The following is a 14,124-nucleotide window of genomic DNA, read 5'->3' on the forward strand; positions in this document are numbered from 1 at the left end:
CGCATCGCCAGGACGAGCCGCACCGCTGGAGGCGCGCTGCGCCTCACGGGCCCGCTGGGCTGCTTCCGCCTCGACCTTGCGCACCGCCTCTTCGAGCGACAGCCGCTCGCGGGTGATCTCGGATTCGCTGAGCGGCGGCTGGACGCTGCGAAGTTGCGCGATCAGCGCTGCGCGAGCCCGCTCGTAAAGCGCGCGCCGGCTTTCGCCGGGAGCGTTGGGGTCCAATCCGGCAATGGCACGGGCTATCAGCGGGTAGTAGTCGGCCATATCAACTCAATTCGCGGGCTGCGCTGTCGGGTCCCGTCACGCCTCGAAGGGATTCTGGACCAGGATAGTATCCTCGCGTTCAGGGCTGGTGGAAAGCAGTGCGATCGGGCAACCCACCAGTTCCTCGATGCGCCGGACGTATTTGATGGCCTGGGCCGGCAGGTCGGCCCAGGAGCGCGCGTTCGCCGTCGGCTGCTTCCAGCCTTCGATCGTCTCGTAGATCGGCTCGACCCGGGCCTGAGCCCCTTCGCCGGCCGGGAAGTGATCGATCTCCTTGCCGTCCAGCTTGTAGCCGGTGCACACCTCGATGGTGTCGAAACCATCGAGAATGTCCAGCTTGGTCAACGCAAGACCGTTAATGCCACAGGTCCGCACCGCCTGGCGGACCAGGACGGCGTCGAACCAGCCGCAACGACGCGGCCGGCCGGTATTCGTTCCGAATTCACGGCCACGCTCGCCGATCTTTCGGCCGATCTCGTTGTCCTGCTCGGTCGGGAACGGCCCCTGGCCGACGCGGGTCGTGTAGGCCTTGCAGAGGCCGAGTACGTAGCCGATCGCACCCGGGCCGAGGCCCGCACCGGTCGCGGCCTGGGCCGCCACCGTGTTCGACGAGGTCACATAGGGATAGGTGCCGTGATCGACGTCGAGCAGCGCGCCCTGGGCGCCCTCGAACAGCAGGCGCTTGCCTTCGCGGCGCTTGATGTCGAGCAGGCGCCACACCGTCTCCGCATAAGGCAGCAACTTCGGCGCCAGCGCCGTCAGCTCGTCCAGAATGACCTTGCCGTCGATCTGTTCCAGGTCGAGACCGCGGCGAAGCGCGTTGTGATGGGCGAGCAGGCGGTCGATCTTGTGCGGCAGCGTGTCGAGATCGGCGAGGTCCATCAGCCGGATGGCGCGGCGGCCGACCTTGTCCTCATAGGCCGGGCCGATACCGCGACGGGTGGTGCCGATGGCGGTCGCGGCGCTGGCGGATTCGCGCAGCGCGTCGAGCTCACGATGCAGCGGCAGGATCAGCGTGACGTTCTCGGCGATGCGCAGATTGTCCGGGCTGATGGTCAGGCCTTGCGCCTGCAGCTTGCCGACTTCATCGAGAAAGGCCTGCGGATCGAACACGACGCCATTGCCGATCACCGACAGCTTGCCGGCGCGCAGCACGCCGGACGGCAGCAGCGCGAGCTTGTAGGTCGCGCCGTTGATGACGAGGGTATGGCCGGCATTGTGGCCGCCCTGGAAGCGCACGACGATGTCGGCCTGCTCCGACAGCCAGTCGACGATCTTGCCCTTCCCCTCGTCACCCCACTGGGCGCCGACGACGACCACGTTAGCCATTCGCAGCTCTTTCCTCTGCCAAGATCCAAAACAGCACGATCGGCTCGGTCGATATCGCTTCCGATGAGGGGCCAGCCTGGCCAACCATGCGCCCAGCCCAAATCGCGGCCGGGACCGCTCGCTTGCGAGGCGACCCACCGGATAAAGGAAGCCGCCGGGCTAGGCAAGCAAGAACGGGCCCCCGGAGCACACAACAGCGCCACCAAGCCTTTGATATGCCCCAAAATTTCATGCCGCCCCGGCTGCGGACGGTCTTCCGGAGCCCACGCGTCTGACGGCCAGACGACCCCGGCCACGACATTGAGCACGGGAACGACGGCGAATCTGCGATCGAGCCTGCAGGACCTGCCCTCCGGGCCGCATCGACCGCCCAGGTCTCAGCGCTGGATCCGCCCGTCGACAACCTCAATGATACGATCACAACGCCGCGCCAGATCGAGGTTGTGGGTGACGAGCAGGAAGCTGGTACCAGCCCTCCGATTGACCTCCCGCATCAGTTCGAACACCGCCTCGGCCGATCGGGTGTCGAGATTGCCGGTCGGCTCGTCCGCCAGCACCAGATCCGGGTTCATCGCCAGCGATCGCGCAACCGCGACCCGCTGCTGCTGGCCGCCCGACATGTTGCTCGCGAGATGGCTTGCGAATTTCGCCAGGCCGACCTGGTCGAGCAGCCTGCCGGCCTGCGCTTCGATCTCCGGGCTCGGGAAACCGCGGTCGACCAGCAGCGGCATCATCACGTTCTCCTTGGCCGTGAAGGCGGAGATCAGGAGGTGAGACTGGAAGATGAAACCGATGGTGTGGCCGCGCAGGTGAGTGAGCTCGGTATCGGAGAGCGAGGCCGTATCATGACCCTTGATGGTGAGCCGGCCGGAGGTCGGCCGGTCGAGCAGGCCGACGATGTTGAGCAGCGTGCTCTTGCCCGAGCCGGACGGACCGATCAGCGCGACGAACTCGCCGCGATCGACCTCGAGATCGATGTCGTGCAGCACCTCGGTCTCGGTCGGCAGGCCGACATTGTAGGCCTTGCAGACCTTCTCCAGCCGCAGGATTGCCTCAGCCACGGATCGCCACCACCGGGTCGAGCTTCGCCGCGCGCAGCGCGGGCGCGGTTGCGGCGAGCAATCCCGTCACTGTCGCGAGCAAGGCTGTGATGATGAACAATCGCCGCTCGAGAATGAGCGGAAACAACTCCGATCCATCGGCCTGGCGCTGCACGGCATGCCAATAGATCAGCGCGCCGGCGCCGAGCGCCGCGCCGAACAGCGAGCCGATGAAGCCGAGCAGCCCGCCCTGCAGCAGGAACACGCGCAGGATCTGGCCGCGCGAGGTGCCCATCGCCCGGAGAATGCCAATCTCCTTGGAGCGCTGGATCACCGACACGATCAGCACGGCCGCGATACCGAAGGCGACCGACATTGCGACGAACACGCGGATCAGCGTGTTGGAGGTCTCCTGGGCGCGCACCGCGACGAAGAACTGCGCATTGGTCTTGATCCAGCTGTCGGCCTTGACGAGGTTGGCGGCCTGGATCCGCTGCGCAATATCCTCGGCCGCGTAGATGTCCTGCACGGTGATATCGATGGTGGTGACGCCGCCGATCATGCCGAGCAGCGACTGCGCGGTGCGCAGCGCGACATAGGCCGCGCGCTGATTGACGCCCTTGTTGCCGAGGTCGACGAGGCCTGTCACCGTCAGCACGCGGTTGGCGCCCGAGGCGGCCTGGACATTGAGCTTGTCGCCGACGACGGCACCGAGATCCTTGGCCAGTTCGATGCCGATGATGATGTCCTCGCTGCTCAGCCGCGGCTCGCCCGCGACGACGTAGTCCGGCACGCGCACGATGGCGAAATAGCTCTCCGGCTCGATGCCGGACAGCGTCACGGCGCGGCTGGCGTCGCCGCGGATGGCGAGCGCCGAGCCGGAGATGGTCGGCGACACCGCGGTGATCTCCGGCATCGCCAGCATCTGGGCACGGATCTTCGGCCATTGGTCGATCGAGATCACGCGCTGGCTCGGCCGCTGCACGATGGCATCCTCGATCACGCCATTGCCGTTGCGCAGCGGACGCGCGACCTGGTCCGGCGTCAGCAACTGGATCTGCGGCTGCGAGGTCAGCACGCGCTTGATGAAGTTGGCCTCGAGCCCTGCGAGCATCGCCGACATGAACACGATCACGGCGACGCCGATCGCGATGCCGCCGATGATGAACAGGGTCTGCAGCCGGCCCTCGCGCAGGAAGCGCACCGCCGCGATCCACTCGAACGGCAACCAGCGGTTCACGGCAGCACCGGACGGAAGCGCTGCCCTGTGACGAGGCCGGAGCTGGCGGGCACCGCGATGTCGCCGGCGCTCAGCCCATCGACGATCTCGACATGGCTGTTGCCACGGATGCCGGCGCGCACCGGGCGCTTGACCGCGCGGCCGTCCTTCTCGCCGAGCACCCAGGGCTGCCCGGAGGTGAGATCATGAACCGAGCGTACCGGCAGCTCCAGCGTGTCCTTGCGGGACGCGACCTCGATGTCGACCGAGACCGTCATGTCCTGACGCAGATAGTCGGGCGGGTCCTTGACGATCAGCTTGACCTGCACCGAGGCGCGCGAGAGATCGACGCCCGGATTGATGTAGCTGAGCACGGCAGGAAAGCGCTTGTCAGGATAGGCGTCGGCCGAGGCCAGCGCGGTCTGCCCCAGCGTCAGCTTGCCGAGGTTGCGCTCGTCGATCTGCAGCACGAGCTGGACGTCGCCGGCGGGCGCAAGAACGAGCAGCGCCTTGCCGGGCTGCGCCACGGTGCCCTTCTCGACATTGCGCGTGATCAGTACGCCGTCGCGCGGCGCCGAGATCGTCGCGTAGCCGCGCCGCGACTGCGCGGTGTCGAGATTGGCGCGCGCCTGATTCAGCTGCGTCTCGGCCATGACGTAGTCGCTGCCGCCGGGGCTCGCGGTGAACACCTGGAATTCGGCGGCGCGCTTCTGCGCCAGCGCGATGTCGAGCGTCTTCTGCGCCTCGTCGAGCGAGGCCCGGGTGGCATAGCCGTTGGTCGTGAGCTGCGAGGTGCGGTCGTAGGTCTGCTGTGCATTGAGCAGCGTCGCCTGCGCCTGGCGCAGCGCCTCCGTCGCCGACGGCAGGGTGAGTTCAGCGAGCTGGCGCATGCGCGCCTCCGCCTGGGCCACCTGCCCCTGCGCCTGCACCACGGCAGCCTTCAGCTCGCGCGCCTCCAGCGAAATCAGCGGCTGGCCCTTGGTCACGCGCTGGCCTTCGAGCACCAGGACTTCATCGACCGTGCCGGTGATCTGGCTGCCGATCTCGACGCGGAACGGCGTCTCGACATGGCCGCTGGCGACGACCGTCTCGACGAGGTCGCCGCGCCGCACCTGATCGACCACGATCGCCGGGCCGAGCATGACGCGCACGCTCTGCCAGCCGCCGAGGCCGAGCAGAAGGATCACGGCGAGAATGAACCACCGATGCGCGGCAAGTGCGGACCAGACCTTCGACGAGGATTTGCTGCTCTGGCGCGGGAGGGCTGCGGCTTGATCGACCATGTCCGTCATTGCAATGGCACCCGGCGAGCCGGGCGGGATGTCGTCCTCGTGAATCTTCAGCCGTCAGCCCCACGGCCCGTTCTCCGGGAGGCTAGGTCATGCGCGCATCAGGATGTTGCGCTAGGTCAACCGCGGCGCGATCGTTCATGCAAATCAAGCGAGAACGCCATGAAGCTTTGTCCACGAACATGAACGGGCGCCCGTGAGCACTGAAACGACCTCCAGCCTGCACCGGTTCTGGCGCCTTTCTCCGGCACAGGCCGCCGAGCGGCTCGGCTGCGACCTCGATGGCCTGAACGAAGCCGGCGCTGCGCAGCGGCTGGTGAGCTACGGCCGCAATGCCGACACACCCTCCCACGTCGTCGGACCGCTGCGCGCCATCCTGCGCCGGCTGCTCGAGCCACTGTCGCTGATCCTGCTCGTCGCGGGTCTCATTTCGATGGTCACGGGAGACGTGATCGGCGGTGCGATCATCGTCCTGATCCTGACGCTGTCGATCGGGCTCGACACGGTGCAGGAGGGCCACGCCGTCAAGGCGGCCGAGGAACTGCGGCGATCGGTGGCGTTGAAGGCCGAGGTCAAGCGCGACGGCGCCTATCGCGAGATCGAGGTGGACGCTGTCGTGCCCGGCGACATCCTGCGCGTGCGCGCCGGCGACATCGTGCCGGCCGACGCGCTGATCATCGAGAGCAAGGCCTTTACGGCCGGCGAAGCGGCGCTGACGGGCGAGCCCTATCCGGTGACGAAGCAGGCCGGTCCCGCCGCCGATGAGAACGACACCTCGAACGCGCTGTTCCGCGGCTCGGTGGCGCAGACCGGCGAGGCCGTCGCGCTCGTCGTCAATACCGGGCCGAACACGATGTTCGGCGCAGCCGCCTCCGCGCTGGCGGAAGCGCAGGGACGCACGCCGTTCGAGCGCGACCTGCACGAGTTCGGCCTGGTCATCGCGCGGCTCACGCTGGCGCTCGTCGTCATCGTGCTCGCCTTTCGCGTGCTGTTCGGCCGTGACGTTCTCGACTCGCTGTTGTTCTCGGTGGCGCTGGCGGTCGGGCTGACGCCCGAGCTGCTGCCGATGATCACCACCGTGACGCTGTCGCGCGGCGCGCTGCGCATGGCCAAGCGCAAGGTGATCGTGAAGCGGCTGGCGGCGATCCATGATCTCGGCGCGATGTCGGTGCTGTGCACCGACAAGACGGGAACGCTGACGTCGGCCGAGATCACCCTGGCGCGCAGCATCGCGCCCGATGGCAGCGATCACCCGCGCCCCGCCGAGCTCGGCGCGATCGCCGCCGCGCTCGGCGGCGATCGCGGCTCGCTGGATACGGCGCTGGTCGCGGGCGCCGACCATGCGGCGGCGGGATGGACCTTGGGTGGCCAGCAGACCTTCGACTTCTCGCGACGGCTCGGCTCGGTCCTGGCGGTGCGCGGGACGGACCAGATCCTGATCGTGAAGGGCGCGCCGGAGGCTGTCATCGAGCTGTGCACGCAGCAAAGGCAGAGCGCCATCGTCGCGCTCGACGAGGACGGCCGCGGCGACATGCGCGAACGCGTCCATGCGCTGGCGCGCGAGGGACTGCGCACCGTGGCCATTGCGTCGAAACCCTGGAGCGGTACGCCACGCGAGGTCGAGACCGAGGACGAGCAGGAGCTGATCTTCGAGGGCCTGTGCGCTTTCGCCGATCCGCCCAAGCCCACGGCGGCCGCCGCGATCGCGGAGCTCGCCCGCGCCGGCATCGCGCTGAAGATCCTGTCCGGCGACGATCCTGTCGTGGTCAAGCGTCTGGCAGCGCTGGTCGGGTTGAAGGCCGACCGCGTGCTGTCCGGCAGCGACATCGCCGAGCTGAGCGACGATGCGCTGGCGGTGCAAGTGCGCTCGGCCGACGCGTTCGGCCGGCTCGCACCGGATCAGAAGTCGCGGATCGTGAAGGCGCTGCAGGCCTCGGGCGAGGTGGTCGGCTTCCTCGGCGACGGCATCAACGATGCCCCGGCCCTGAAGGCCGCCGACATCGGGCTCTCGGTCGACGGCGCTACCGGCGTGGCGCAATCGGCCGCCGACATGATCCTGCTCGCCAGCGACCTCGAGGTCGTCGCCAACGGCGTCGAGGAGGGACGACGGACCTTCGCCAACATCCTCAAATATGTCCGGATGGGCGCGAGCTCGAATTTCGGCAACATGCTGTCGATGGCGGTGGCCTCGATCATGCTGCCGTTCCTGCCGATGCTGCCGACCCAGATCCTGCTGAACAACCTGCTCTATGATCTCTCCGAGCTCGGCATTCCCTTCGACCGCGTCAGCCCGCAGGCGACCGCGTGGCCGCAGCGCTGGGACATGAGGCGGCTGTTGCGCTTCGCCGCGATCATGGGCCCGCTGTCGTCGCTGTTCGATTTTCTCACCTTCGGCGCCCTGCTCTATCTGTTCCATGCCACGCCCGACGAGTTCCGCACCGCCTGGTTCCTCGAATCCATGGCGACGCAGATCCTCGTCATCTTCATCATCAGGACCAACGGTCGTCCCTGGAGCAACCGCGCCGATCCGATGCTGACGGCGTCATCGCTGATCGCGCTGGGCGTCGCCATGATCGTGCCGTTCACGCCGGCTGGCGCCTGGTTCGGCTTCGTGGCGCCGCCGATCATGATGCTCGCCGCGATCGCGGCCCTCGTGGCCACCTATCTGGTCTGCGCGGAAGGTCTCAAATCGGTCGCTGTGCAATCCAGGACTGGACGATCTCACAGGCGGCATCAGCACCCGCGTTCATGACCACCGCCGCTGCATAGTCGCGATGCATCTGCCCTCTTGATGGGCAGCGGCAATTGGTGTCTCTCGACGAGGCCGGGGAGGACCAGCGGCCGGGATGACCGGGCCGGATGCCGCGGCGCAAGAACCGGGGCCAACACCGCCGCATGTCTGCCGCCGATCCCACCGCGTCCCCAGCGCCCGCGCGCGCCTGGATCGCCAATCAACCCTATGTGCTGCTCAGCATCACCGCGCTGTGCTGGGCCGGCAATGCGATCGTCGGCCGGCTCGCCGCCGGGCACATCCCGCCGGTGACACTGTCGTTCCTGCGCTGGTCGCTGGCGTTCCTGATCATTCTGCCGCTGGCCTGGAAGCAGCTCCGCCAGGACTGGCCGGCGATCCGCTCCAAGCTCGGCATCATGATCGCGCTGTCGGTGACCGGCATCGGCGCCTTCAACACGCTGCAATACTGGTCGCTCGAATACACCCAGGCGCTCAACACGCTGCTGCTGCAATCCGGCGGGCCGCTGATCGTGGCGCTCTGGTCGATGCTGCTGCTGCGCGTGCATCTCACTCTGGCGCAGGCGATCGGCATCGTGCTGTCGATGGTCGGCGTGCTGCTGATCCTGACGCGCGGCCATCCGGCCGCGCTCGCCGACATCAGCTTCAACAAGGGCGACCTGATCTTCCTGGTCGCAATGGCGGTGTTTGGCTTCTACTCCGTGCTGACGATCAAGCGGCCGCAGATCCATGGCCTGTCGATGGTGGCCTTCACCTTCGGCTGCGGCGCCGCCAGCCTGATCCCGCTGCTGATCTGGGAACTCAACACCCGCCCGGTGATGGCGCTCGACACCCAGAACCTGCTGTCGCTGCTCTACGTCGCGATCTTCCCCTCGACCATCGCCTATCTCTGCTTCAACCGCGGCGTCCTGCTGATCGGCGCCAACCGCGCCGCGCCGTTCTTCCACGTGGTGCCGGTGTTCGGCTCGATCATGGCCTTCGTCTTCCTCGGCGAGCGTCCGCAGATCTTCCACGTCATCGGCTTCGCTCTGGTGCTGTCCGGCGTCTACGCGGCCTCGCGCAAGCAGGCGACTTGAAAGAGATGCCGCGAAACAGCGGCGCTGCATGGCACCAATACGTCGCTATTCATTGTATCGCGACGCGAATTGTCTCACCATGGACGGCCTGACGCCCGAGCCTCCCGTGCCCACCGCATCACATCCCGCCACGCCGCTGGCCTGGCTCAACAACCAGCCCTATCTGCTGCTGACACTGGCCTCGCTGTTCTGGGCCGGCAACATCGTGCTGGCACGCTATGTCGCCGGCCATGTGCCTCCGCTCACCCTGTCCTGCATCCGCTGGATCGGAACCTTTCTGATGCTATGGCCGTTCGCGCGGGCGCATCTCGTGCGCGACTGGCGCACGCTGCTGGCGAGCTGGCCGCTGCTGCTGGTTTTGGCGCTGACCGGCTTCGCCATCAACAACGCGCTGTCCTATTGGGCGATGCAGTATACCCAGGCCCTCAACGGGCTGCTGATCCAATCCTCCGCCCCCCTGTTCGTGGCGCTGTGGTCGCTGGTTCTGTTCGGGGTGCGGCTGACGGCGGCGCAGTTCGCCGGCATTGCGATGTCGCTGACCGGCGTCCTGGTGATCCTGTTGCGTGGTGATCTCGGCGCGTTGGCTGCGATCCAGTTCAACCGCGGCGACCTGATGTTTGCCGGCGCGCTGCTGGTGTTCGGGATCTACTCGGCCGTCATGACGCGGCGGCCGGCCGTGCATCAGCTGTCGCTGATCTCGTCCTGCACCGCCTTGGGCGCCCTGCTGCTGCTGCCTCTGGCGGCGTGGGAATACGGCTCGGGCTTTGTGCTGCAGCTCGACCTCTTGTCGGTCCTGACGGTCGGCTACGTCGTCGTGTTCGCCTCGACGCTGGCCTATCTGTTCTTCAACCGCGGCATCGGCCTGATCGGGCCGAACCGTGCCGCTCCCTTCCTGCACCTGGTGCCGCTGTTCGGCTCCGTGCTGGCCATCCTCCTGCTCGGCGAGGAGCTCAAGCCGTTCCACCTCGCGGGCTACGCGCTGGTGATCGCCGGCGTGATCATCGCCTCGCGCGTCCCGCTCCGGCAGCCGCAGTCCGCGCCCAAGCCGTGAGCATGCGGCAAGACGCGCCGACGGAGCCAGCCGCCATCATCCGGTTGTCATCGAAATGTCAGCGTCGCGTCAGGCGTCCTGGCCACAACGCGCATGGTTCGAGCTCAGGAGGCTTCCCCATGCACCGATATCTGCTTACCACCGTCGCGATTCTCGCGCTCGGCACCGGCGTGGCGCGCGCGCAAGGCGGAGGTGAATTCCCCGCCACGCTGGCGGGTCACGCCGTGATGCCCGCCGAATCCTTCATCGAGGCACCCGCCGACGCGCCGGACGATCTCAAGACCTCAGGCAAGTACACCACCGGCAAGCGCGTCGACACCATCGGCAGCGTCATGGGCAAGTCGTTCGAGCGTCCGACCGGCGTCTCGCTGCCGTTCAAGGGGCAGCCGCTGCAGGGCCACTCCGGCATCAAGAAGATGGCCGACGGCAGCTTCTGGGTCCTCACCGACAATGGCATGGGCTCGCGCTACAACTCGCCGGATTCGATGCTGTACCTGAACCGCTACAAGATCGACTGGGCGAACGGCAAGGTCGAGCGGCTGGAGACGATCTTCCTGCATGACCCCGACAGGAAGGTGCCGTTCCGTATCGTCCACGAGGACACCGCCAAGCGTTATCTGACCGGCTCGGATTTCGACACCGAAGGCTTCCAGATCATCGGCGACACTCTCTGGATCGGCGACGAGTTCGGTCCCTACATCATCAAGGCCGACAAGAGCGGCAAGGTGCTCGCGGTGTTCGAGACGGTCGCCGACGGCAAGCCGGTGCGCTCGCCCGACCATTGGGCGGCGCAGTCGCCCGGCGCCCCCGGGGCGACCTACACCAACGTCAACCTGCGGCGCTCGAAGGGTTTTGAAGGCTTCGCCTCGTCGCCCGACGGCAAGTTCATCTACGGGCTGCTCGAAGGTCCGCTGTGGGACGCCGACAAGAAGGATTGGGAGCGGGTCGACGGCAAGGAAGCCTCGCGCATTCTCGAATTCGATGTCGCCGCGGAGAAGTTCACCGGCCGCTATTGGCAGTATGTGTTCGAGCAGAACGGCAACGCGATCGGCGACTTCAACATGATCGATCCGGCTCAGGGCCTGATCATCGAGCGCGACAATGGCGAGGGCACCGGCGACAGGGCCTGCCCGCAGGGCACCCGCGGCGACAACTGCTTCCCGGACATCGCCAGGTTCAAGCGCGTCTACAAGATCGAGCTGTCCGACGCCAATGTCGGCAAGCCGGTCCGCAAGATCGCCTATATCGACCTGATGAAGATCAGGGATCCGGACAAGAAGGCGCGCAAGCCGCTCAACGACGGCGTGCTCACCTTCCCGTTCTTCACCATCGAGAACGTCGACCGCGTCGACGACACCCACATCATCGTCGGCAACGACAACAATCTGCCGTTCTCGTCGAGCCGCGATCCCAACAAGGCCGACGACAACGAGTTCGTGCTGCTCGAGGCCGGCGACTTCCTCAAGGCCAAGTAGGCAGCAGATAGCCGGCCTTCGGGCCTCGCGGCGCCGGCGTTGCGACGTCGGCGCCGGCCGCGATCAGGCCGTGCGCACCTTGGCCATGAAGCCGTCAACCGCCTGCTGCAGCAGGCCGGACTGGCTGTCGAGTTCGCGGGCACTGGCGAGCACCTCGGACGCCGCCATGCCGGTGGCCTCCGCCGCCTTGGTGACGCCGCCGATATGGGCGCTGATCTCGTTCGAGCCGGCGGCGACCGACTGGATGTTGCGCGCGATCTCGCGCGTCGCGTCGCCCTGCTGCGCGATCGAGGTCGAGATCGAATTGGTGATCTCGCTCATCTGCGCGATGGTCTGGGTAATGCCGCTGATGGCCGCCACCGCATCCTGGGTCGAGGTCTGCATCGCCGCGACCTGCGCCGAGATCTCCTCGGTGGCCTTCGCGGTCTGGTTGGCGAGCGCCTTGACCTCGGAGGCGACCACGGCGAAGCCCTTGCCGGACTCGCCGGCGCGGGCGGCCTCGATGGTGGCGTTCAGTGCGAGCAGATTGGTCTGCGCCGCGATCGAGTGGATCAGCTTGACGACCTCGCCGATCTTCTCGGCGCCGGACGACAGCACCTGCACGGTGGCGTTGGTGCGCTCGGCATCGCCGACCGCCTTGCTCGCGATCTCGCTGGAGCGGGCGACCTGGCGGGAGATTTCATTCACCGAGCTCGACAGCTGCTCGGCTGCGGAGGCGACGGTGCCGACATTGTCGTTGGCGCTCTGCGTGGCCGCGCTGACGGTGGAGGCGCGCGAGCTCGCATCGCTCGCCGTCGAGGTCATCGATTCCGCGGTGTGCTGCATGCCTTCGGCCGCCGAGGCCACCGAGCGGACGATGCCGTTGACGCTGCGCTCGAAGTCGGCCGCCAAATTCTGCATGGCGGCGCGCCGCTCCGCATCGGCGCGCTGCTTGTTCGCAGCCTCCGCCTGCTCCAGCTCGCGAACCCGCAGCGCATTGTCCTTGAAGATCTGAACCGTGGCCGCCATGCCGCCGATCTCGTCGCCGCGGCCGACCCCCGGGATCTCGCCGTCGAGCTGGCCGTCCGCGATCTCGCGCATGCGGACGCCGAGACGATCGAGCGGCACGCTGATGCTGCGGCTGATCAGCCAGGCGATGCCGCCGGCCACGATCGCGATGCCGGCACAGGCCATCCACATCATCCATTTCAGCGGCTGCATCTTGGCGTCGAGATCGTCGACATAGACGCCGGTGCCCACGAACGTATTCCAGCCGGGGATCGCGACCGCATAGGAGATCTTGCGGGTGGGCTGCTCCTGGCCCGGCCGCAGATATTCGTAATGCAGGGTGACCTCGCCATTCTTGGCGACGCCGTCGCGCAGCTCGACGACCAGCTTGCGGCCGTTGAGCTCGAAGTCGATGACGTTCGAGCCGCGCTGCTTCGGGTCCTGCGAGATCACGACATTGCCATCCATCGTGTAGGCGAACAGATAGCCCGTGCCCTTGTCGAAGGTCATCGTGCTGCCGCGCTTGACGAACTCGTCGATCGCGGCCTCCTTCGTCATCTTGCCGGCGTCGACCTCCTTGATGAGGCCGAGCGCCATGTTGCGCGCAGTCTCGACGATGGCCCGGCACTGCTCGATGCGCGCGTTGACCATCTCCTTCTGAATGAGATTGCCGGCAAATGTGCCCGCCGCGGCGAGGCCGAGCAAGGCCACGCCGACCACGATGGCCAGCTTGGGTGCAATCTTCATATTGTTGAGCAGCACGCGCGAACTCCGCCGATCCCCGATCGATGGCATCGATCTGTCAAGGTAAGCTGCAGATCAAATGATCCGAGGATGGTTAGAGTTCGGTTGCAAAAATCCCCCGTATAAACCCGGGTCAGCCGGTGGCGGCGACACCCGGGCTCGCGACCGCGGCCGCGGCTGGCCGCAGCGGCGCGAACTCATCGGCCGTCAGGGTCTCCTTGGCGATCAGCAGCGCCACGCCGCGCTCCAGGTCCTGGCGGTGGCCCTCGAGGATCGCGCGGGCCCGCGCGCCCCCCTCGGCGATGAGGTCGCGCACCGCGAGATCGATCTCGCGTCCGGTGTCCTCGGCCGCCGAGACGATCTGGTCCTGCGGCTGCAGGAACGAGACCTGCGGCCGCGGCGCATAGGTGCGCTGGCCGACCTTGGCATCCATGCCGTATTTGGTGACCATCTCGATCGCGATCTCGGTCGCGCGCTGCAGATCGTCGGCCGCGCCGGTCGAGACGTCGCCGTCGAAGATGAGCTGCTCGGAGGCGCGCCCGCCCATCAGCACCGCGATGCGGTTCTTCAGCTCGCTCACGGCGAGCAGGAAGCGATCCTCCGTCGGCCGCTGCATCGTATAGCCGAGCGCGCCGACGCCGCGCGGAATGATCGAGACCTTCTGCACCGGATCGACGCCGGCGAGGTTGGCCGCCACCAGCGCGTGCCCCATCTCGTGATAGGCGACCCGGCGCCGCTCGGCGGTGCTGAGCACCCGGCTCTTCTTCTCGATGCCGGCGACGATGCGCTCGATGGCGACGGTGAAGTCGTCGAACGTCACCTCGTGGCCCTTGCGGCGGGTCGCCGCAATCGCCGCCTCGTTGATCAGATTGGCGAGATCGGCACCGGTGAAGCCGGC

Annotated in this window: 10 protein-coding genes and 1 pseudogene; 4 read left to right on the plus strand and 7 right to left on the minus strand. The window is 67.1% G+C overall.

Translation table 11 applies throughout. The features are described from left to right. The 5 genes and pseudogenes from BRAS3809_RS07195 to BRAS3809_RS07215 all read right to left on the minus strand — a co-directional run. Positions 1-267 (minus strand): annotated as a pseudogene (locus BRAS3809_RS07195) (hypothetical protein); the annotation flags it as partial. Between the two features lie 36 nt (positions 268-303). Next, complete coding sequence (locus tag BRAS3809_RS07200; protein WP_008961426.1) at positions 304-1,596, minus strand: adenylosuccinate synthase; 1,293 nt, start codon at positions 1,594-1,596, stop codon at positions 304-306. Between the two features lie 377 nt (positions 1,597-1,973). Beyond that, positions 1,974-2,657, minus strand: a complete 684-nt coding sequence (locus BRAS3809_RS07205; protein ID WP_008961427.1) for an ABC transporter ATP-binding protein — start codon at positions 2,655-2,657, stop codon at positions 1,974-1,976. Further along, the gene (locus tag BRAS3809_RS07210; RefSeq protein WP_008961428.1) at positions 2,650-3,876 is read right to left on the minus strand and encodes an ABC transporter permease; all 1,227 of its coding nucleotides are present in this window, start codon (positions 3,874-3,876) and stop codon (positions 2,650-2,652) included. The genes BRAS3809_RS07205 and BRAS3809_RS07210 overlap by 8 nt, the downstream gene beginning before the upstream one ends. Further along, on the minus strand, positions 3,873-5,147 hold the full coding sequence (locus BRAS3809_RS07215; protein WP_008961429.1) for an efflux RND transporter periplasmic adaptor subunit: 1,275 nt from the start codon (positions 5,145-5,147) through the stop codon (positions 3,873-3,875). The genes BRAS3809_RS07210 and BRAS3809_RS07215 overlap by 4 nt, the downstream gene beginning before the upstream one ends. Before the next feature lie 193 nt (positions 5,148-5,340). Between BRAS3809_RS07215 and mgtA the strand changes: the two genes are divergently transcribed. The 4 genes from mgtA (at position 5,341) to BRAS3809_RS07235 (ending at position 11,495) form a co-directional block, all read left to right on the plus strand. Beyond that, complete coding sequence (mgtA, locus tag BRAS3809_RS07220) at positions 5,341-7,896, plus strand: magnesium-translocating P-type ATPase (protein WP_008961430.1); 2,556 nt, start codon at positions 5,341-5,343, stop codon at positions 7,894-7,896. A gap of 143 nt (positions 7,897-8,039) precedes the next feature. Next, complete coding sequence (locus BRAS3809_RS07225) at positions 8,040-8,969, plus strand: DMT family transporter (protein ID WP_008961431.1); 930 nt, start codon at positions 8,040-8,042, stop codon at positions 8,967-8,969. Positions 8,970-9,048: 79 nt separating this feature from the next. Next, positions 9,049-10,020, plus strand: coding sequence for a DMT family transporter (locus tag BRAS3809_RS07230; protein WP_502685661.1), 972 nt, complete (start codon positions 9,049-9,051; stop codon positions 10,018-10,020). Positions 10,021-10,139: 119 nt separating this feature from the next. After that, on the plus strand, positions 10,140-11,495 hold the full coding sequence (locus tag BRAS3809_RS07235) for an esterase-like activity of phytase family protein (protein WP_008961433.1): 1,356 nt from the start codon (positions 10,140-10,142) through the stop codon (positions 11,493-11,495). 63 nt (positions 11,496-11,558) lie between these two features. On the opposite strand, the gene BRAS3809_RS07240 is transcribed toward BRAS3809_RS07235, so the two are convergent. Both BRAS3809_RS07240 and BRAS3809_RS07245 read right to left on the minus strand, forming a co-directional pair. After that, positions 11,559-13,244 carry a methyl-accepting chemotaxis protein gene (locus tag BRAS3809_RS07240; RefSeq protein WP_008961434.1) on the minus strand — a complete coding sequence of 562 codons (1,686 nt, stop codon included), beginning with the start codon at positions 13,242-13,244 and terminating at the stop codon, positions 11,559-11,561. Between the two features lie 115 nt (positions 13,245-13,359). Continuing rightward, positions 13,360-14,124, minus strand: a 765-nt coding sequence (locus BRAS3809_RS07245; protein ID WP_035655643.1) for an FtsH/Yme1/Tma family ATP-dependent metallopeptidase, incomplete at its 5' end; no start/stop codon positions are given.

The sequence above is a fragment of the Bradyrhizobium sp. STM 3809 genome, assembly GCF_000239795.1.
GTDB lineage: Bacteria > Pseudomonadota > Alphaproteobacteria > Rhizobiales > Xanthobacteraceae > Bradyrhizobium.